The sequence below is a fragment of the Rhabdothermincola salaria genome (genome assembly GCF_021246445.1).
Classification (GTDB): Bacteria; Actinomycetota; Acidimicrobiia; order Acidimicrobiales; family Acidimicrobilacustridaceae; genus Rhabdothermincola_A; species Rhabdothermincola_A salaria.
On record NZ_JAJQXW010000004.1, the window covers coordinates 73,340 to 94,955 of the forward strand.

The following is a 21,616-nucleotide window of genomic DNA, read 5'->3' on the forward strand; positions in this document are numbered from 1 at the left end:
CTGAAGCCTCGCTCGTCGGGTCATCACGCCCGTCAAGCAGGCACTCTCTCGACCCATCCGCCTCACCTCACTGCGAAGGGCTGCGAGTACGAGGGGACGGGCCGGGGGTGAAGGTGACTTCCTGGGCTGTCAGGTCGACGTGGTGGGCGTGCCACCCGGCATCGAGGATTGCTCGTGCGACTGCACTCCCCTGGTAGCCGTACCAATGAGCGAGGTGGACTCGACACGAGTTCGGGAGCGCGACGCCCGTTGCTCGCTCGACCTCCGCGAACGTCGTTCGGAACTCGACGGGCTCGTGTGCGACCAGCCATTCCCAGACCGGCCTGTAGCGACCTTTGTGGTCAGCCCTTCCAACAGCGGAGTCGTCGGTGAGAGCGGGACCGCCGCTACTCGCTCCGGTCGACCCCCTCGGGCCAGGCGCGTCAGCGTAGAGAAACAGGTCGCTCAGCGGATTGTGCCAATTCTCGTTCAGCAGCGCGCGCCAGCTCGTTCGAGCGTGGGCCTCGATGTGGGCCGCAGCACCTTCGGTCGCCACGACCGCGTCGAACGCGTCATCCAATGGAACACGCACTATCCGAGAGTCTGCGACCGCAGAGAAGCCCGAGTGGACCGAAACGGCGTCGGGCAGGTGTGCGAGTTCCTCCGGCGTGGCGAGGACGGCCACCTCGGCGTCGCCATCGGCCTTCACGTCGAGCAGGGCGCGTATGCCGACGTTGAGCCGGAGAAGGGTGTCGGCGTCGGGGGCCAGCGTGACCCCCCATATCTCGCCGAGGTCATCGAACGACAGGTTTGCGGCATCGGCCACCGCGAGGCACGCATCGATTGCGGCGTCAGCGAGTTCGGAGTCGCAGAACAGCTCGTACTTCTCCCGCTGGGCCTCGGTCGCGCCCGCAGCGTAGATCGCCTCTATTGCTGCGGTGCCCGGATCCTCGGTGAGCACTACCTCGTTGGCCTCGCACCACGCCTCCACGGCAAGGCAAAAGCCGGCGAGGAGATCGTCGATCCACCTCCCCTCTTCGTCGGGTGACTCGTCGCCCGGGTCGACCGCTTCCTGGACGATCAGTGCAGGCCCGGCGCTCGCCGGTTTCGGCGCGCATCTCAGGTAGAACTCGAGGATCTGCTCGTTGTCGGGACGAGTCGGGTCGCGAATGTCCCACACGACTTCGAGTTCGTCGCTGACCTCCTCGTTCATGCTGCCTCCTGTGCTGAGTGCCCGCATCGGTGCGCGATCCAGTCCGCCAATGTGACGACCTCTGCCTCGAGCTCTCGATGTGAGCCGGCCAGCGGAACGCGGTAGGTGTGAAGCAATGTCCCAGCGGTCGTGGTTCTCACCGTGTGCACACGAGGCGCATCGGCGGGGCTGTCCGGGTCCTCGGCATAGATGAGGATTCCTTCGTCGAGGCCCGTCACCGTGGAGTAGGTGAGCAGCTGCTGGTAGTCGCCCATCCGAGCGGCTCCGGTCGAGAGCTTGTACTTCACGTCGCCTACGTAGACGCGAACGCTGTGTCGCTCGAAGGTGAGGTCGGGAAGCAGTGTCAGCTTGCGGGAAGGACCAGCGATGGTCTGACCCAGCGGAACTGACGGCTCGGGGCGCACGGTCAGCCGGCCGCGCAGCGCCGTCGTGAGCCGTTGAGTGACGAACGCTTGGAACAGGGCGGGCATGTCGACGAGGAATGTGGCGCCCCGGGAAGAACCGTGGCGATCAGCTAGCGAGAGGTTCTTCATGATGAGCTGAGCCAGCTGCACTGAGAACCGGTAGTGGCGATCGAGCCGCCCGGGTCGCCACCTGTCCATCGCCGTTGCTTCGACCGGGACACGCGTTACCTCGTCGAACCGGTTCATCAACCGCAGTAGGTCGGCCCGTAGTGGGGCCGGGAGGCCAGGCACACGACGGACCCGTTCGAGCGCCGCCACCAGGAACTGGTTCAGGGGCACGTCGGAGGTGAACTCGTCGAATCGACACGCCATGGGCGACGGCATGGCCGGCCGCCGGAGCTGCGCGGCGATGTCGATCCGGCCTCTTGGTGCAAGGAGACGGTCTTCGGTGTGGCGGTAGCTCCGATAGACGCCCCGGGCGGTGGCATCCTCCACCGCCCGGGCGAACACGGCAGCCATGGCGCCGAGCACGCCCAGGTCCTTGCCGAAGTCGAAATCGAACTGGCCGAAGTCAGGCAGCTTCACCCCCAGCAGGTAGAAGAGATTGCGGAACGGGACTTTGGGCCGAATGAGCACCGCCTGATCGCCCGCGACCACCGTGCCCACCTGGGAGTCCGCCTTGAGGTCATACGCCCCGGGCTCACCACCGATGCTGACCGACAGCGCCTGCCCGCCGGCTCGACGCAGATCGACTGCTTGCTCCTGGGTCAGGGCAACCTGCTTGCTCTCGTACTCCAGGAGTTCGATCAGCTGGGTCACCCCAGGTCCTCGGCCGGAAGCGCTGGCGAGCCAGCAGTGACTGCCCCGCCCTCAGGCTCGACGACCCCAGCGACGGCGGCCTGTGCTCGATACCGGGACAGCACCGACGGCCAACGAAAGTCTCTGATCTGCGTGTCATCGCCGTAGAAGAGGTCCTCGATCCACGGGTCGATGTTGTACTTCCAGATCTTGGCCATCTGCGCTTCGTCGAGGCCGGCTCGCATGAAGTGGCTGTGGCCGATGAGCTGGTCGCCGTTTCCGAGTTCCGTCCTGAGCTCGTCGTTCACCATCGCCACGACGTCAGCCCACGTCGTGTCCCCCTCGACCGCCTCGAGGTAGCGCTCCAGGACGCCCTCCATCGGTCCATCGTCGGGGAAGATCGGAACGAAGTGGAAGCGTCGCCGCAGCGCCGCGTCGAGGCTGGCGATCGAGCGGTCCGCGGTGTTCATGGTGGCGATGATCCAGAGATTGCCCGGGAGAGCGAATCCTTCGGGCCGATAGAGCGGGACCACCGTCTCGTCTCGGTACTCGAGGAGGAACAGCAGCTCGCCGAACACCTTGGGCACGTTCGCCCGGTTGAGTTCGTCGATCACCAGAAGATGCCGTTTCGAGTCCTGCGCTGCATGCTCAGCGATGCCCGCCAACGGGCCGGCCTGGAGCTGGTAGCTGAGGTTCCCACTTGCGTCGGCGACCGGGCGATAGCCCTCGAAGAAGTCCTCGTAGGACGTCGAGGGGTGGAACTGCACGAAGCTCCGCCGCTTGTCATCGGGCGCCAAAGCCTCCGCCAGCTTGCGGGCAAGGTAGGTCTTCCCCGTTCCGGGCGGGCCATAGAGGACGATCTGACGCTTGTCGTCGAGGAGCTCCACCAGCTCCTCCAGCCACGACGTGTTCGGCAGGTGGCACTCCTTGGCCACTCGCTCGAGCGGGTCTTCAACCGTGGCTCCCTCGGCGAGCCGGTCCCGCAGCCAGAACGCGAACACCATCTGACCCCACGGGTCATCTGGCAGGAACGGATCGAAGAGTGCCCGCAAGGCGTCGTTGGCCTGGACCTGTCGCGTACCCCGAGAGAGCCTGGGATCTGGCACGTCGCGGCCCAGCGCGTTGAGTATCGCCGCCTTTCCGTTGTCCCCCCGCAGTGGGTACACGGGGATGAATCGCTCGGGGTGGGTGAGAGCGAGCATCTTCATGATCACGCCCTCGCCGAGGCCCTTGAGCCCGAGGTCGTCCGGGTCGAGGAGACGGTCGATTCGATCCTCGACCGGGGCATCGCCCCACAGCAGGACGTCGAGGGCCTTCATCATGCGGTCGACCATGGCCGGGCTGGCGTTCATGAGGGTCGTGTTGAGGATGGATTGGAACCCTGGAAAGCCGTAGTGACTCGAGTTGTAGATGCGGCGGAAGTCGTCGAGCTCGAGGTCGAGCAGTGCACTCGGCTCGAGAAGAGCGGCCATCGAGTCGCGGTGGAGCTTCTGGTCTTGGTCCTTCGGCGTCGGGTAGCTCGTCTCGACCAGGAACTCCTGGAACAGTGCCGCCAACTTCTCGTCGGGCGGGTTCGTCGGCTTATCCGGCCCGGAGCGCTCACCCGCCGCGAGGTCCATGAGTCGGCCGAGGGCCGGCTGCAGCTGGGCGGCCACCCTCACCACCTCGTCGGCGAACGCAGGGTCGCCCAGTACAGACGAGCCCTGGAAGCCCTTCCCGAGCATGAACTCGCCATCTTCGGTTGGTTCCTGGATCCCACCGCCGCCCCACATCCCGGTCATGTTGATGGGAGCAAGATCGGGGAGATCGAGGTCGGCGAAGGCTTCGCGCACCTTCGGGAACCAGCCCGCACCCTTCCTTCCGGGGTAGAGGCCGACCAGCGCTCCGTCAACTGTGACGAAGACCCGGATTCCGGGGGCCCAGGTGAAACCCTCGACCTGCTTCGGCCGCCAATCGACCCAGGCATTTGCTCGATAGCGGACGGGCGTCCACTTCTCACTGCACACGGCCCGACGCAGCGGCCGCCCTGCCGCGTCGCTGACCGCCGACTCGAGGACGTCGCCGAGGATGCGGACGTCAGCGACCACGGCCGCCGCGTTCGCTCGAGCCAGTTCCTCGAGGCCGTCGGGATACTCGGTTTCGGCATCCTGGTTGAGTTCCATCCCCCATCGGAAGCGGTCTTGGAGCGTCAGGTCCAAGCCGACCCAGGGATTGGCGTTGAACCAGTAGAGGGCGCTCTCGACGGTCCAGCTGTCACCCAATGCCAAGGAGAGCTCCCGAAACGACTGATACAGCTCGGTGAGCTGAAGGCCCATGTCCAGCCAGCCGAGCCGGGTGAAGGACTTCTCCGCACTCGCCCAGAGGCAGGGCCAGGTGTCGGCGTCCTGCAGGAACCAGAAGAAGGAGGCGAAGAACAGCGCCCGCTTGGGGCCCGGGTGTGCGCCCTTCTTGATCGACTCGACGTAGCGGATGAAGCGGTCGAGCTTGGCGATGGCGTCCGCCTCGCTCGAGGGCACCGCCAGCACGTGGATGAGCAGCTCGGTGAGCGCGTCCTCGTCCTGGCTCTGCTTCACCAGCTGGTTGACGAACATTCCGCCGGTGACACCAGCGAGCCCCTCATAGCCCGGCTTCTTGGTCCAGTCTGCGAACGAGCTCTGGAACTCCGTGATCGATCGGTCGGCTCGCAGAGCGTCGACGATCTGGAGCAGCTCCTCGGCGCGCTCGCGCCGATGTTCGGCGCTGATCTCGCGCTCCGCCATGTATGCCGCATCGGCATGCATGGCCTCGACGATCTGGACGAACCGGGTCCTCCGGAAGCCGAGTTCCTCTTCGTCGATCATGTTCGTCTCCTCCCCTTGTCGCTCACGTCGTCGCAGCATCGACTGACCGTTGGCATGGTTCAGATCCCCAAGACGGGGGTGAGAAAGCGACTCGGAGAGCCGGACCACGCCACCCAGAGGTCGTCGCGAGCTCTCGTCGAAGCGACGTAGAGAAGCGAACGCTCTCGGCGAATCTCGGCCTCATGCTGCACTGGGTCCTCGGACTCGGGCGTGAGGAACTTCGGGTTCGGGAGCTCGTCGGAGGACGCGTCGATCACCGCAACGCAGCGGTACTCGAGGCCCTTCATCCGGTGCATCGTGCCGATGGCCACACCATCGGACGCGCTGAGGTCGGGGCCCAACTCGAACGCCAGCACCCCCACGTCCCGGAGGGCTCGCTCAACAGCAGGGAACGTCCCCTTGGTCCGAGCCGCGATCCCGATCGCAGACTCGTCGACACCCTCGGCGATCCATTGCTTCACACGCTCGGCGAGGCCTTCGATCATCTCGCCTCTAGTGGCGAAACCCACGCACGTCGGGACCGCGCCGTCGAGGAAGCTGTGGTAGCCGGCGACGTCCTGGTTGTCCGTCCCTTCGTCGAGGTCGTCGTACTCGCCTTCGCCGAGCACGGCGAGCGACCACCGCAGGATCTGGCGGGTGGTCCGGTAGTTGATCTTGAGCTTCTTGGAGCGGCCGCGAATGTTGATGCCGACCTTGCTGAGCGAGCTGCGCCGGCCGTAGATGCGCTGGTGGGAGTCACCCACGATGAACAGGTCGTTCTCGCCTTCCCCCACCACCGCACGCAACAGCCGCCACTGCGCCTCGTGAAGGTCCTGGGCTTCGTCGACGATCACGTGCTGGTACGGCTTGATCTGCTCCTGCTCCATGTAGCCCGCCGCCTTGGCCGCCACCTGGAGGTGGGTGCGGACGTTGCGTGACTCCATCTCCCGGGTTGCCGCCTCGATCACCTTCCACACCTGGGCCCGCTGCTTGCGGTCCAGCCGGGTGCCTCGGCCGGCTCTGCTCGCCCGGAAGTACTCGTCGCGCGAGTCGAGGCCCTGGGCCAGGACGACCTGCTCCCATTCCTGGAGCACGAACGTCGGGGTGAGGTCATAGCCGAGCTCGAGGATCTTCTCGTCCCAGAGCTCGAGGAGCCGACTGTCCTGGATGATCTGAGGCGCTGACCCCTCGATGTCCTTCACCATTTGGTTGGCCAACCGGTCGACGTTGACGACGTCGGTGACGTCGAGCAGGTCGGAGCCGCCGAGGAGGCGGAGGTCACGCTCGATCGCCTGGGCGAGGTTCCGGGTGAAGGTGGTGAACAAGATCGGCCTCGAAGTGGAGCCCTCGAGGTTCTCGGCCAGGGCCTTGGCCCGGTGCATCGCCACGACCGTCTTGCCCGTGCCGGCGCCGCCCGTGACGCGGGCCGGGCCGTTGTAGGTGGGCCGGTAGGCGATCTCGTGCTGGGACTGGTGCAGATAGGTGCGCCATTGGGCCAACGGACGGGCCAGCATCTCGGCGAGGTCGTCCTCGTCGGTGACGACGTGGAAGTGCGCCCGCGAGGCCGGCGCGACGATGGCGGCAGCGAGGTCGTCGGTGTCGATCTCCTCAGGGTCGATGTTTCCCGCCACCTGGGCGTAGATGACGTCCACCGACTCGTCGCCCGTCAGGAGGATCAACGCCTCAGCCTGCCCCTGAGGCAACACGAGCATCAGGGCTTCGAGCTGCGACTCGTCATCCATCACCCGCAATAGAGGCAGCATCGATTCGTCGATACCGAGCTGAGTGAAGTCCTTGTCTTTGCGATGGTCGTACAACAGGGCCGCCGGCTCGGGAGTGGCAGCCACTCTCTGTCCGACAGCTTCGATCTGCGAAGCGATCGCGCCGGCGTCGAACACCTCCAACGCCCCGGTAGCGGCGTTCACCTTGAACTCGTTGTTGAGCATCCAGCGGTCAGCGTCGTCGTGGGTCATCACGTCGACGAGCACCACCCGGTCGGACCCGTCGGGTACGAGGACGATTCCGCGGTGGTTGTCACCGAGCCGGATCGTCCTCGCCCGCTTGTCCTTCTGGTGCTTGTAGGTCTCGAGGTGGATGCCCTTGGCCTGGTTGAGCTCGGCCATCGACAGGAGCCGGCACTTCCCGGCCAGGTCGTGCACCCGGTTCTGGATGACGCGGTCCAGCTTCGAATAGTCGGAGAGGAACTCGCGTGCCACGGCCAGCGTCGCCATCAGTTCCACCCTCGGAGTGCGTCTTGAAGTTCGTCGATCGTCCAGTCCCGCACCGGTCGAGCATCCCAGCCTTCGGGGACCTCGTCGCCCACAAGCACCACGCCCACCTTGCGGTCGGGGAACGCCGCTTCCACGACAAGCCCGTCGCTGGTCTCGAACCCAGCCACGAAGTTCGGGCTGTCGGCCCCGAGGACCGCTTCGACCAGCACCCGCACGTCGTCGTCGATCAGCTCGAGCTCCTCGCGTTGCTCCTCGGTGAGGGTGGCGACCATCGGCGAAGGAGGCTCGCCCACCCCGTCGGCCACCGATGCCGTCACTCCAGTCAACGCGACGGCTCCAGCTCGGTGGCGGATCCAGAGGTCGTCGTGATCGCCGCTCGTCGCCTGGGTCGACCCCGCGATCACGGCGCCGGTGCTGTCGTCGGGCGTACCCAGGAACTGCAGAACATTGGCCCAGGCCAACCAGTCCGACCACCGGGCCCGGTGCGAGAGATCGGTCACGGCGGCATCGTCGTCGGGCAGCACGGCGAAGGCGGTCCACCGCTCGGCATTGGGATCGGCGAGGTCCAGATAGAGCACCAGGTCAAGACCGTTGACAGTCGACGTCGTCGCCACCATCCCTATGGTCGCCTCGGGATCGGCCGTGCCTGCGACATCGAACGGCTCACTCGCCAACACCGCATCCAACACCGAGCTCATCTGCTCGGCATCGACCCGAGGAGGGCCGGATGCGCCGGCGAGACCCGCGACGGAGGAGAGGGCGAGTCGGCGCCAATCCTCATTACTGGGGCGGATCAGGTACTGCAGCAGCAGGTCCATGGGGTTGCGCTGGATCTCGCCGACATCGATGGTGCCGTGGCGGGCCAGGTGGACTTGCTGCGCCTTCCCCTTGGCGTCGGTGCCGAGCAAGGTGCGGTGTGGGGGGATCTGGGGCGGGTCGGCGGTGACGGCGGTGTGGAAGCGTTCGACGTCGTCCCACGACAGGTTCCACACCAGCCGGCCGGACGCCCGCACGCCGGCGCGTTTGCGAGCGTCGTCGGCGATTCTGTTGTGGTCGGCTGAGGCGTGGAACTGGTAGCCGTCGAGGTAGATGGTGACCTCAGGTGCAGCTGCGTCCATGCGCTTGATCAGAAAGTCGGGCGCCGTGTTCGGCGAGGTCATCAGGCCGGGCTGCTCCTCGATGCGGTACCGGATGACGTCGGCGCCCCGGGTGATGGTGAGCTCGAAGGCTTCGTAGCGACCCTTGCCCGGCACCCTGATGTAGTCGAGCTCGCCGCTGGTGTCGTGCTCCACCCACTCGCGAAGGGCCACCTTGAACCGCCGCTCGAGCTCGGACTCCTCGACCTGGGCGATGCTCACGTCGCCGATGGTGGCCACCTTGATCGGGTCCCAGTCCTCGAGCAAGGCGTCGAGCAGTTCCTTGGCCAGCTCACGCCGGGCCAGGTCGTACTCCCACCGGTCGATGACGCCGAGCAGGCAGCGGTGGCACGCGGGGCGGCCCTCGGAGCGGCACGGGCACCGCACGATGTGCTCGCGTGCGGCGAGGAGGATCTGGTGGACCTCGTCGGGGTCGGCGAGCGGTCCGAGATATCCCGTGCCACCGGGTACCTGGTCATACAGCACAAGAAACCGGCGCCGGCCCTGGCCACTCACGTTGGGGGCGTCTGCGGTGGCAACCGTGAGGTGCTCGGGGTTGCCACCGAGGCGGGCCCGAATGCCGAGCAGTAGCGCTGCCTTGAAGCTCACCAAGCGCTCGTCGACCTCGAACATCGAGACGGGCACCACGAAACGGATGGCCTCGGTGGTGAGCTCGTGCAACAGCACCACCGGGTCCCACTGCTCGCCGACGGAACCTGACCGGACCTTGCACCAGCCCTGGTGCAGGCGCTCGGGGCGCCTGCCACCACCGTCGTTGCGCGCATCCTTCACCGCACCGCAGTGGCGGCACACCGTGAACGACGCGACGTGGCGGTCCTGGCCCGCCACTGGACGTTGCTCCCCGGGCCGTTCGCTCATGCCCAGGTTGAACGTCCGCAGCCGGGTGCGGTGGCACAGCTCGGCGCCGAAGGTCTGCGCCTGGATGAGCCACGCCCCGCTGACCTCGGTCGGCTCAGGGTCGACGAGCGTGACGACCTCGTAGCCCTCTCGGACCCGTTCGTCGGTGTCGTCGTACACCCGGGACTGCTCCTCGGATCCCGAGGCCAGCGTAGTGCGCAGACGTAGCACCCAATGCTGGGAACCGACGTCGGCGATGCCGGCCCGGCCGCACCGGGGGCAGGTCGTGGGCGGTCTTCCCTCCTGCTCGAGGTCGGCGAAGGCGCAGTCGGGGCAGAGGCGCCAGCGCTCGTAGAGCGGCTCGGCGGCTGCGCCGATCTCGAGCGCGTCGACGACGTGGCGGTGGCCGTCGGCGTAGAAGGTGTTGCCGGGGGCGAACTCCCGGATGGCGATGCGGCCGGGTCGGTCGTAAGACACGACCTCGGTGCGGTACTCGTCGTCGACCTTCGACCACATGGTGGCCGACAGCTCAACCGAGTCGTCGACCAGCGTGTAGTTGGGCAGCACGCCGATGCGTTCGAGGGCGCTCAGCGAGTACTCGTCGCGGTGGTCGCGCAGGAGGCGAACCACCGCCGACCGCTGGCCCTTGAGCGACTTCAGCTCCTCCTCGTCGGGCTCGCTGCGGTTGCCGATGGCCTCGAGCTTGTCGATGGCGGTGTTGAGGCGGTTGCGGCGCAGGTCGAGGTCCTTGCGGTGCCCGAACCAGTCGTCGGCCGCCTCCTTCAAGCGCGGCTCGATGCCGCCACCGGCAAAGTCCCGCAGCTTGTCGGCTGCGGGTTTCGTGAGCTGGGTGCCGAACAGGTCGATGAACGCGTCTACGTGGGCCGGTGTCCCGATCGAGGCGTCGACGATCACCCGGAAGAGGCCCTCGGCCTCGAACGCCCGCTTCATGAGATCGCCGACGCGGTTGGCCAGGGGCGGGCCGGCGACAGTGCCCTTGGCGATCAGGTCGATGAGGTAGGCGACGTACTGACGCTCGAGCGTCTCGGTTGCCTCGAGGTAGCAGTTCGGTGGGCGGACGACCCCGGCGAGCATGGCCTCGGGTTCGGCCAGGTAGTACAGCCCGTGGGTGTCGCTGCGAACGAAGGTAGTGACGAGAGCGTTGCCCGTGGCCCGGCCCGCCCGCCCGACTCGTTGGATGTACGACGCCGGGTTGCGGGGCACCGAGGTGAGCATCACGGCGGAGAGGTCGCCGATGTCGATGCCCATCTCGAGCGTGGGTGTGGCTGTGAGCACGTTGGGTGCGTCCGGCGCGGTGCCGACCTTGAACGCGGTCTCGACCGCTTCACGCTCGCGGCGGTTGAGCAGTCCCGTGTGCTCGGCGGTGACGACCCGGCGAGGTCGGCCCTGGCGGTAGAAGCGGCGGTAGTAGCCGCTGTCCACCACCGTTTGGGAACGGAGGTGACCGGGGCAGCGGTAACGACGGCAGGGCACGCCGATCCACCGGTCGTGTATGTCGGGAAGTACCGTGTCGGCCGCGCCGCACAGATCGCACCGCACCACGACCGGGTCCAGCAGCTCGTCGCCGGTGCCGGGGATGTCGACGGCCACGACCGCACGCCGGTCGAGCCCGTAGACCCGCTGACCACCGGCGGCGTCGACGCGCCGGATCACTTCGGTCGCTTGTGCCAGCGTGTCGACGACCCGCTGGTTGACGGCCTGTGCATGCACCGGGTCCAGCCCGAGGGTGCGCGCTGCCCAGTCGATGAACCACGTCGGCGTCATGGCCATCGCGGTCAGCGAGTCGAACTCGCTTCGTCCTGCGGTGGTCGCGAAGATCGGGCGGCCCTGGCCTTGGGCGAACGGGGGCAGCCCGGCGGGTCGGCCGCCCCAGATGAACCACTGCTTGCCGCCGTCCTCGACGTACTTCTGCAGCAATGGGTGGAAGAGGGCGCCGCTGGTGCGCAGCCGCTCGCCCAGCCCGAGCACGTAGCCCTCGAGCCCGCGCTCGACCGTTTCGGCCAGGTCGCCGAGAACGTCCCGGACCGCTTCTGCCGCCAGGTCGACCGCCTCGTCGAGTTCGCCCCACGCCACCCCGCTGGCTGCGGCCACCGATTGCTCGAGGGTGCGGCCGACCCGGGCCCGCAGGCCGAACTCGAGGTCGACCTCGAAGCCGACCCGGCTGTCGAGGACGGCTAGTGCATCGGCTGGTGGGTCCTCGGTCCACACCGGCCGCACCCGGTGATCGCGAAGCAGATCAGGGGGCACGAGCCCGAAGCGGTCGTGAGGCGTATGGGCCTCGGCCATGAGCGCATCGCCCAGGTCGACCAGGTTGATGCCGTCGGGGTGGTCCTGGAGTACACCCGAGATGAGCGCCCGCAGGTTGAAGCGGTGGCTACGGCCTGCGAAGAAGGCCGCTCGGTGCGAGGCGTCCTGCACCGAATCGGTGAAGGCCAGGAGCTTGCGCTCCTCGGCCTCGACATGGGCTGAGCCGAACATGGTGTTGATCGTCACGGAGGCCAACGAGGCAACGGCGAGGCCGACGAAGCGGATGGCGTCGGTCTCACGGCACGCCGGGCAGGTCTGGCGGCGACCGTCGTCGTCTTCGACGCTCACGTGGACGGCGATGGTGTGCTCGTCCGCCGTACCCGTCACCCGCAGAGCGATCGGGTCGAAGGGCACTGCGGCGGGGTCCTCGCCGTGGGCGCGCAGGACCACCCTCACCAGTGGCGACCGGTCGATGGCGGCGCGGTAGATGGCGCCGGGGTTGTCGGAGAACGTGTCCCGTAGTTCGGAGCGCAGGGTCATCCAGCCGGCGTGGCCGCACCGGCGGCAGTAGACGGCCGGCAGATCGACCGCGGCTGCCATGGGGCCTTGGCCCACTACACCCTCGCCGTTCTCGGCGAGGGGGGCCGGAAGGGCCGCGGCCGCCGGCGCGTCGGCCCAACGGAACGACGTAGTGGCATCGACGCCTCGCAGCACGCGTGACACCTCGCGCACCCAGAGCTGCACTTCGACCGGCAGCAGAGGGGTGATCCGGGTGCCGACCCGTCGCCGGGCGATCGACAGCAGGGCGAGGTAGCGCGACACGGCGATGGCGACCCGTTCGGGGTCGTGTTGGGCCACCCGTCCCCAGTCGGGTGCCCGGGCCACGATCTCCACCACTGCGTCGTCGAACGAGCGGGTGCGCTCACCCACCGCGCTGAGCACGGCCCGGGTGAGGGGGTGGGCGAGCAGGCGCACCCCGAGCTCGACTGGGTCGCCCACCGGGGTGTGGGTGGGATCGTCGGGCCGGTGGCAGAAGGCGAAGGCCAACGCCTCGAGGTCGTCCTCGTCGATCTGGAGCACATCGTCGACACTGGGTATCGGGAGCTCGTAGTCGACGCGCCCGCAGGCCTCGTCGACGGTCTGACGGGTCTCGCCGATCACCGCGTCGGCACCGACGTCGACCCCGAACACCTTTGTGGCGAAGTCGCGCAGATCGGCCTCGGCCGACCGCTCGCTACCCATGGTGGCCGACGTCGCCACCGGCGCCGCCGAGCCCAGGGGCCGGTCGGGCGTCGCCATGTCGAGCGTCGCCCCGAGTCGGCGCAGGAGCATGGCCACGTCGGTGCCCTGGGCGCCGTCGTAGGTGTGGAACTCGTCGAGCACCACGTAGCGGAGCGTCTCCGGCTCGTTCGCTGCCCACAGGTCGTGGTCCTCGCGCCGCAGCAACAGGAAGTCGAGCATCTTGTAGTTGGTGAGCAGGATGTCGGGAGGGCTAGTGCGCAGGGCGTAGCGCTCGTCGACCAGGTGGTCGGGTCCCATGGTCGTGTGGCTGCCGTTGTCACCGATGTACAGCCCGGCGGTGAGCCCCGACAGGCGGGGGTCCTCGGCGATGAGCCCCGCGATGCGCGTTGCCTGATCCGATGCCAGGGCGTTCATCGGGTACAGGATCAACGCCTTGATCCCCTTGCCGCCGATGTCGCGCTGACGGGCACAGTGGTCGAGGATCGGCAGAAGGAAACACTCGGTCTTACCGGACCCGGTGCCGGTGGTGACGAGGGTGGCTTCGGGGTCACGCCCGCCGACGCTGGACAACCGCTCGAAAGCGGCAGCCTGGTGCTGGTACGGAACGAGCCCCTCGGGTAGCCAGCCCAGCGGCGACTTCCAGTCCGACCCGACAGGCCGGAACGGCGTGCGCACCCGCAGGTAGGGCCCCCGAAAGATCCCCTGAGCCGGATCGGTCAGGAACGCCTCGAGCGCGTCCCGCACGTCGTCGTCCGCCAGCGAGAAGGTAGTGGCCAGGTAGTCGACCAACGCTCGGCGGACCTCGCCTGCCACCAGCGAAGGGATCATCCGTACTCCCCCGCGTCGAGGCGACGCTGGAACTCGACGTAGGCACGGGTCATCTCCGCCTCACGATCGGGCCGGGTGAAAGGCGGCGTGTACTGGCCCTCCCAGTCCACCGAGTCCGGGTCCTCCTCCCACTGCTCGAACATCTTCCACACGCTCTTCCACTCCGGCCCCCGCCTCTTGTCCTTCGCCTCCTGCTGGAGCTGAGCTTGGCGATAGCCGGCCGACTGGTGGTGAGCGCAGATCTTGCGCCCCTCAGAGTCGAACGCCATGGCGTACTCGTACTTGCGCAAAACCGCGAACTGCGTCCGGTACATCGCACAAAGCTGCTCAGCTGTGAGGCCAAGCATGAGCGCTGCGAGAGCATCGATCTCGACGAGTGCGAGCCGGCGCTCGAAGTCGCCGCGTAACGGCGTGTCCATTGTCCAAGCGGTCTGCCCTACACCAAGCAGGACCCGACGTAGGAGCGGGTCCGTCCAGCGGTCGTTGAGCCAGGTCGGAGAGTGAAGGTCTTCCCAAAGGGGAGCATAGGTAGAGGTCAGGCAGTTCAGTCGAGCAGTTCGAATGAGGATCGGCTCGGCGAATGGCGTGTAGAGAGGAAACACAGAGCGGGTGACGGTTGTGTCCTGGATATTGGACTTTCCTACTTGCTTAACCAGATAGTCGTATGGAATGGACGACCAGAGTCCCGCTAGGAGCACCGTCCTAGATGCATCCTGCATCGCGATTGTGTGACATGCATTGACGTGAGTCGGTCCTGGCATGATCAAGGCCGGATGCAACGACCGCTCCAGCCCAGGCTGAGTCATTGAGCGGTAAATCATTCGGACGTACGACGAAGAAGGACGTCCATCCCAGTGCGTGTAGCGACTCAAGAAGGTATCCCGGTCGGTTCGACGTTGGTAGTTCGTCCGTGGGACCACGTCGGCCAACAAGCCAACGAGATCCCACTCCTCGTAGTCTTGGTTGTGTCGACATCCTTCGTTGGGTTGTTTCGCAAAGGGCGTCGCAACAGTGAAATGAGGTCCCTGGAGAATTACATCATCCCATGTACCCGGCACTTCCGTATCCCACAAGATAGAACCGTCTTCCTTTGCCCCTTTCTCATGCCAGCCGGCACTCCAAAAGTACCCGTGATCGTTGAGCCTTACAGGTTGACTCGCGAGGGCTGATAGAGCTCCAAGGTCTTGGCTGCTGACGGGGCGCATCAGTCGGGCTTGGCTCGGGGCCGTGCCAGGCTCGTCGAAGAGCTGAGCCCAATCCGACAGAACCTCGATGTCAATCCGTACAATTCGACTTCGATGAACTCGAAGATCCCACCCGCCGGCGGGCAGTTGCACCCCAGGGGCGGGGCCCGATCCGTCGTGGTCGAAGGAACCGTCGACCTGGATGGGGTGGACGAGGCCCGCAATCTGTTGGAATGACACTTCGCCAGCCGGCCCATATATGGCGACGGCATACTCTACCCAGAAGTCAACTTCCTCAAAAAGTAGAAGTGCGTTAAGGAACAAAAAGTGCCGACAAAACCGTCTGTAAGCGAGCTCGCGGAGTTGCCCGGCCTTCGGATCGACCAGATGGCGAATTGGCTGGGCCAGACCTATGGCCCCCAGAGCACCCGCATGACGCCAGACGGTGTCCATGAAGACCATGTAGAGGTTGGTTTGGACACCAGCGAGGACTGGGCGGAGCTGAATCGACCCTATCGACTGGACGAGCCCTTCATGTGACGCAACCTCCGCCAGATAGGTCGACTTGCGTTCGAGGGTCTCTAGACCCGCCCGCCGCCGTGCTTTGCGCTCTCGCTCGGGCGCCTTTTCCACTATCCCCCACCATGGTTCCCACTCAGCGAGAACGGTGTCATCTAGCCATCTCGGTCGCACCCATGGTGGGTTTCCCACTTGAAGGCTGAATCCGCCTGCGCGGAACAGGGGCGCGTACTCAAGCTCCCAGTGCCACGCTCCTTCCTTGCGGGCGAGGTCGGTCGACCGACGGAGCCAGGAAAGTTCATCCAAGGCCGCCAAGAGGGATTCGCGACCCGCTGCTCGCAACTTCTCAGCCGCCTGAATCGCCTCCAGGTCGGCAAACAGATCGAGCTGCCCGGTCGGTTCCGTCGGCTTGGGACCGATGATCCGTTCCAGGGTCGTCAGCCACTCGTTCCACGTCGGAAGCTTCACCTCGCCGTCGAGCGTCCAGAACCACAGGCCGACCCATGCGTCCATCACCAGCCGAAGCCGCCCCAGAGCGGACTCGGGGTTGTTCAGGATCTTTTCGGCGGCTCGGCGATCGTCTGCCGGCGCTCCACCATCGCCGTCGGTGCCGTAGAGGCCGAGCGGCCGGCGCATGCGTTGGTTGAGGCGGTCGAGGAGGTCGGTCGCCTCCTCCCACAGGCGCTCTACTCCGGCGGCGAGGGCGGTGAGGCGATCGGCGTCCTTGGCGCTCGGCGCCTTGAGGATCGTCTTGCGCCACTCCGCCAGCGCCTTGGCCTGGTCGGGGGCGAGCTCCTTGGCTTCTTTGCGGCCGGCGACGGCACCCCAGCCGTGGCCCGGAAGGAGGAAGTGATGGATCTCATCGGGCTCGAGCGTCTCGGAGAGCGGCCGATCGGTGGGCGGCACGGCCTCGGCGGCCTTGTCCTTGGCCCAGAGTTTGTCCTTCAGACGACCGGCGTTCCACGTGGCCCGTCGGCAGCCGACGAGGCTGTTGCCGCGGCGGAGGCGGAGACCGAACCAAGGGGCCTTGAGGCCGGGATACATGCAGTTGAGCCAGAGGCTGACCTCGGCCAGCTCCACGGCGGTGGTGTTGAGGTCGACCCCGTAGCTCTGGTGGAGGGCGAAGTGGGCCTTCACCTTCTGAAGCTCGCGCTGGTAGCGCTCGGCGTCGAGGGTCTCGCCGAGCTCGGCCTGGCGGCGTTTGAGGTACTCGGCCGAGAGCTGGTTGATGGCCTCGTTGAGGAACGCTCCCGAGCCGAGCGCCGGCTCGCAGATGGTGAGGTCGAGGATCTGGCGGGCCTCAGTGACGCCGGCCGACCCGCCGGGGACGCGGGCGTGGTCGTCGGTGCCGAGCAGCTCGGCCAGGGCGTGGCGCACCACGCACGAGGTGAGAACCTCGGGCGTGTAGTAGCTGGCCGAGCGTTGCCGGTCGCGGCCGGCCAGGCGGTAGACATAGCTGCCGCCGGGGTGACGCACCCGTTCGGTGCGTCCGCTCAGTGGGTCGGTCTCGCGGACGAACACCTCGTCGGGGAAATCGTCGGCGTCGCTGACCGGCACCATCCAGGTTCCGCCGGAAGGGTCGCCGCCCTTGGCCACCTCGTAAAGGTCCTGGTCGCGCTGGGCGAAGAAGCCCGTGTAGGCCATGAGCCCCTCGTACACCGCGCCGAGCTGGTTGATACCGAGCTGGGCGTAGGAGATGAAGCCGCGTTGGTCGGTCTTCTTCTTGCCCTCCCGGTTGAGCATGAGCAGAGCCAGGACCCGCTGGAGGGCCTCGTTGCGCAGCGGCACCGAGTCGAGCAGCGGCGTGGAGCCGGGGTCGAAGATGGTGGCGTCGAGGCCGGGGAACTGCAAGTAGTCCTCGGCCGAGCGGGTGGCGCCCGGGGCTTCGGGCTCGAACACCAGCATCTGCTCAGCGACCTCGGCGTGGTAGCCGTCGTTCACCAGTCCGAACAGCACCCGCAGCGATTCGTCGAGGTGGGTGCCGGTGCGGGCGTGTTCGTCGTCAAGCTCCACCAAGACCAGCTCGCGCAGCCGGTCGAGGCTGTAGCCGGCCAGGTAGGCGTCGTCGTTGGTGGGCAGCACACCCAGCTCGGGCCGCGATTCGGCGTAGAGCAGCACGATCAGGCGGTAGAGGTAGCGCAGACACTGGCGGGTGAGGGCGGAGGGATCGACCTTGTTCTCGCCCGAGTAAACGGCGAGATTCTTGGCCAGCCGCTGGGCGATGACCTCGTTGGCCAGCACCTCGACCGAGCGGCGCATGCCCTCGCGCAGTTCCTTGGACACGCCGACGGCGTGGCGGTTCTGCTTGTCGTCGACCTCGTCGAAGAATGACGTGGAGCCATCCTCCTCGCCGGCGAGATGATCGGGCACGAGAGCATCTGCGGAGAAGAGGGCGGCGATGGTCTCGAGCTCGCCCTTGGCCTTGGTATCGGATCGCTCCAATGCGGCGTCGAACTGGACTGCGAGGAAGCGACCTTCGGCCCACTTCGACCGCTCGGCCAGCAGCAGCGACGAACCGCCGCACAGGAGCACGAACCGAGGCGGGTCGTCGACCGAGAACAACTCGCCGGGCACGTCGGCCACCGACGTGACCTTCACCTTGTCGCCGTCACGGCGCAGCGGCTCGAGGAGACAGCCAGGGGGCCGCCCCTCCTCGCGGGCGTCCGTGTCGAACAGCTCGTCGACTTCCGATGCGGCACCGGCGTCGACGGCCACCAACAGCGGCCCGGTGGCGGTGTCGACGCGGGCGGCGATAGGCACGACGAGTTCGTCAGTGCCAGTGTTGCGTTCAAAGGTGGCGTCGGCGCGCTCAGGGGAGAACCCGAGAGCGGTGAGCACGACATCGTTGAGCGTGCGCACGGCATTGGGGTACGCAGCCGTGCTGGCCTCGGTCACCGCCGCTCGGGCGTCGAAGAACGCCCGGTGTAACGACCGCAAGCCGGTCCGAGCGGTGGGGCGGCCGCGCCCCTCTGCTACGTCCCACCCCTTCCTTAGGTCCTCGAGGTCGCTGGCCAAGCGCGCATCGAGGTAGTGGTCGGAGAAGAATTCGGCCCGGTTGACGATGCTGTCGAAACTCATACCCGTACGTCCTTCGGCACCAACACTGCGAGGACCCGCACCAACGGTGAGCCGGTGGTGCGCAGTGACTCGATGAGCCGGGCGGTCGAGGCCTCGACGTCGTCGATCTGGCGCTGCTTCTCGGTTCGGCGGCGCTCGATCTCGAGCTCGAGGGCGAGCTGGTGGGAGCGACCCACCCAGGCCTCGAGTCGATCGCGAGGGCCGGTGAGCAGCTCGTCCACCCGATCGTCGTGCTCAGACCGGCGGCGATCCAGCTCGGCGCGGGCGGCCTCGACCACACCGGGGAGGGCATGCTGAAGGAGCAGCGGGTCGGAGGCCAGGCCAGGGTTGGCCATACGGGGGCCGACGCCGGCCGCATCGAGCACGTCAAACAGGTCGTCGATTCGATGGTCGCCACCGGTGCCGAGGCCGATCGCCAGCCAGTCCACGAGCTGGGGTCGCCCCCGGCCGTTCGACCACACGCCCTGGACGCAGAACGTCGGGGTGCCGACGTCGGCGGCGATGATCGGCGCCTGATTGCGACCGATGCCGACCAGCACCTTGTCGACGAGCCAGTCGACTAGCGGGTGCAGCGGCGAGAGGAACCCGACCTCGGGCCACTGCGAGTCCTCGGACTGCCGGGCGCGGTCGAGCTGGGTGTTGGCGGTGTGGTGGTCGGCGGTGACCTTCAGGCGGTCGACGACCTTCTGCTCGGAGAGGTAGGTCTGAGGCAACGCCGAGAGGCGGCGGACGAGGTCCTTCGGTGGGGTGAGGGAGAGGAACGAGGGGTCGGTGCTATCGCCCCGCAGCTCGAGGGTGCCGGGGTCGGCGAAGGCCGATGCCATGGCCTCGGTGACGAACTCGTGGTCGGAGGCGAAGAGCGACGGTGGGTTGCGTTCCGCCACTGGATCAAGGCCGGTGCCGCCACTCATAAGGGTGAGCAGGTCGAACGGCTTCTCTGGCTTGATGGGGATCACGTCGTCTGCGTCGACGCCATCCTTGAGCGCCTGCATGATCGCCTCTTCCTCGGCATCGGGGGCGTGAAGGCCGAGCAGCGACCCGGACTCGCCGAAGGCCCGGTGGGCCTCGTCCTCGCGATGGAGAAGGCGAGAGAGGACCCGGACGTCGCCGACGAGGCGGGGGTGGTCGGGGGTGACCACGAGGGCTCGAATGTCGGGCGGATGCTCCTGGCCATAGCGGTCGATGCGGCCGTTGCGCTGCTCGATGGTGATGAGCGACCACGGCAGGTCGAAGTGGATGAGGTGGTGGCACTGGCGGTGGAGGTTCACGCCCTCCGAAGCCATATCGCCGGTGAGCAGCATGCGGACCTTGGAGTCGCCGAGTCCGAACTCCTCGATGACGTCCATCTGCTTCACGTCGGCGAGCCCGCCGTGCAGGACTCGGACGTGCTTGTCCGCGTCGAGGCCGAGCAGCTCCGGGAGCATGGCGTGGAGCCAGTCGAGGGTGGCGATGCGTTCGGAGAAGATGACCACGCGGATGTCTGAGCGGGGACCGATGTCGATCGCCTTCAGTTGCTCGACGAGCGACTGAAGCTTTGCCGCCCCGGTGTCGTCGACCGCTTCGGCCAGCTCGCCCAGGCGGGTCAGGGCGTCGTCCTCGGCCTTCCTCGCCGGGTCCTTCAGCTCCCCGTTGCTGTTGTGCAGGTTGCGGCGCCGGTTGCGGATGGTCTCGGCCAGTGCCTTGTGCGACGACAGGGCGGCCTTGAAGAGCGTCCAGGGAAAGAGGCTCGAGCCCTTGCCCGTGACCGGCGCCGGGCCGTCGGGATGGATCCAGGTGTCGGACAGCTCGGCGAACATGGCTGACTCGGCCCGGTCGGGCGTAACCGGGATGGGGCGGGGCGGGAGGCGGTCGGCCCACTGGTGGCCGACCTCGGCCGAAACCTCCTCGTGAGCCTTGTGGCGGCGGATGTAGAGGTGCTCGATGTCACCGGGCTGGATGTTCTTGGGATCCACGATCGCGGTGGGGTCGAGAAGACGGATGAGCTCGGCGAAGCTCTCGGGGTCGCCGTTGTGGGGTGTGGCCGACGTGAGGATGAGCGCCTCGGTGCGAGGAGCGAGCACCCGGGCGAGCTGGTTGTTGAGGGTGCCCCGGTTCACGAGGTTGTGGCACTCGTCGATCACGACGGCGTCCCAGTGGATGCCCTCGAGGTGGTGGCGGTAGCGGCCGGCGTTCTTGAGAGTGTCGATCGAGATGATCGCCCGGCGGTAGTGAGCGAATGGGTTCCGGTTGGCGGGGATCTTGCGTCGCACCCGCTGGATGCCCTCGGAGTCGAGGCGCACGAGCGGGATGGCGAAGCGGGTCCACAGCTCGTGCTGGAACTGCTCGAGAATGTGGCGCGGCGTGACCACCAGGATGCGCTCGCCCCTCCCCCGCCGGATGAGCTCGGACAACAGCAGCCCGACCTCGAGCGTCTTGCCCAGACCAACGGCGTCGGCGATGAGCACCCTGGGTTGCAGGTTGTCGAGCGCCTTGTGGACCGCTCGCCGTTGGTACTCGAGGCGGTCAAGGAGCTGGCGGCTGGCGACGGCCAGTTCGGTGTCGCTCGACGGCACCGGGGTCTTGCGCAGGATGGCCTCGAGATAGAGACGACTGCGCCGGAAGTTGGGGGAATCGTCGTCGACCAGACGCGTCTCTTCAGGGCGCAGCGGCTCAACGCTGTCGAGCTTGGTGAAGAACGTCGCCTCGGCGTCGCGCACGAACGACGACGTCCCGATGCACCGGACCATGAGCCCATCCGACGGGGTGTGTTGCACGGCGCGGACCAGCCACTCCTCATCACGTACCAGCACCTGAGCGCCACTGGCGATGTGCGGCAAGAGGTCGTCAGCGGTCCGGGTGGGCATGGCTCAGACCACCACCTGAGCGTTGACAGCGGTCCAGATCTGTCGATCTGACGCGCCGGTCCTCCGAATGACCGGCGGCTCATCGACGAAGCCATCGACCCCGAGGACGTCAGACTCGCTTGCCGCCATTCCCGTCACTTCGCCAAGGTCTCCTTCGCAACTCCGTGCACCGTAGGCCAAGAACCGCAAACGAGCCTGAGACTCTCGCGCCTGTCT

At 67.0% G+C, this 21,616-nt stretch carries 7 protein-coding genes; all 7 read right to left on the bottom strand.

Features of this window, described 5'->3' with window-relative positions:
- Nucleotides 1-67: 67 nt before the first annotated feature.
- From LUW87_RS15655 to LUW87_RS15685, 7 genes are read right to left on the bottom strand one after another with little or no spacing between them, the layout of a single operon-like run.
- Nucleotides 68-1,192 (bottom strand): hypothetical protein, encoded by a 1,125-nt coding sequence (locus LUW87_RS15655; RefSeq protein ID WP_232672141.1) that lies wholly within the window; start codon nt 1,190-1,192, stop codon nt 68-70.
- A complete protein-coding gene (locus LUW87_RS15660; protein WP_232672142.1) occupies nt 1,189-2,415 on the bottom strand; it encodes an McrC family protein in 1,227 nt (408 codons plus the stop codon). Before LUW87_RS15660 ends, LUW87_RS15655 begins: the two co-directional genes overlap by 4 nt.
- Nucleotides 2,412-5,234, bottom strand: a complete 2,823-nt coding sequence (locus LUW87_RS15665) for an McrB family protein (RefSeq protein WP_232672143.1) — start codon at nt 5,232-5,234, stop codon at nt 2,412-2,414. The genes LUW87_RS15660 and LUW87_RS15665 overlap by 4 nt, the downstream gene beginning before the upstream one ends.
- A gap of 59 nt (nt 5,235-5,293) precedes the next feature.
- The gene (locus LUW87_RS15670; protein ID WP_232672144.1) at nt 5,294-7,444 is read right to left on the bottom strand and encodes a UvrD-helicase domain-containing protein; all 2,151 of its coding nucleotides are present in this window, start codon (nt 7,442-7,444) and stop codon (nt 5,294-5,296) included.
- Nucleotides 7,444-13,776, bottom strand: a complete 6,333-nt coding sequence (locus LUW87_RS15675; protein WP_232672145.1) for a DEAD/DEAH box helicase — start codon at nt 13,774-13,776, stop codon at nt 7,444-7,446. The genes LUW87_RS15670 and LUW87_RS15675 overlap by 1 nt, the downstream gene beginning before the upstream one ends.
- A complete protein-coding gene (locus LUW87_RS15680) occupies nt 13,773-18,557 on the bottom strand; it encodes an Eco57I restriction-modification methylase domain-containing protein (protein ID WP_232672146.1) in 4,785 nt (1,594 codons plus the stop codon). Before LUW87_RS15680 ends, LUW87_RS15675 begins: the two co-directional genes overlap by 4 nt.
- A complete protein-coding gene (locus LUW87_RS15685) occupies nt 18,554-21,400 on the bottom strand; it encodes a DEAD/DEAH box helicase (RefSeq protein WP_232672147.1) in 2,847 nt (948 codons plus the stop codon). The genes LUW87_RS15680 and LUW87_RS15685 overlap by 4 nt, the downstream gene beginning before the upstream one ends.
- Nucleotides 21,401-21,616 lie beyond the last annotated feature (216 nt).

Coding starts and splice junctions, on each gene's coding strand:
- LUW87_RS15685 (WP_232672147.1), bottom strand. CDS start 21,400: ATGCCCACCCGGACCGCTGACGACCTCTTGCCGCACATCGCCAGTGGC.
- LUW87_RS15670 (WP_232672144.1), bottom strand. CDS start 7,444: ATGGCGACGCTGGCCGTGGCACGCGAGTTCCTCTCCGACTATTCGAAG.
- LUW87_RS15680 (WP_232672146.1), bottom strand. CDS start 18,557: ATGAGTTTCGACAGCATCGTCAACCGGGCCGAATTCTTCTCCGACCAC.
- LUW87_RS15655 (WP_232672141.1), bottom strand. CDS start 1,192: ATGAACGAGGAGGTCAGCGACGAACTCGAAGTCGTGTGGGACATTCGC.
- LUW87_RS15675 (WP_232672145.1), bottom strand. CDS start 13,776: ATGATCCCTTCGCTGGTGGCAGGCGAGGTCCGCCGAGCGTTGGTCGAC.
- LUW87_RS15665 (WP_232672143.1), bottom strand. CDS start 5,234: ATGATCGACGAAGAGGAACTCGGCTTCCGGAGGACCCGGTTCGTCCAG.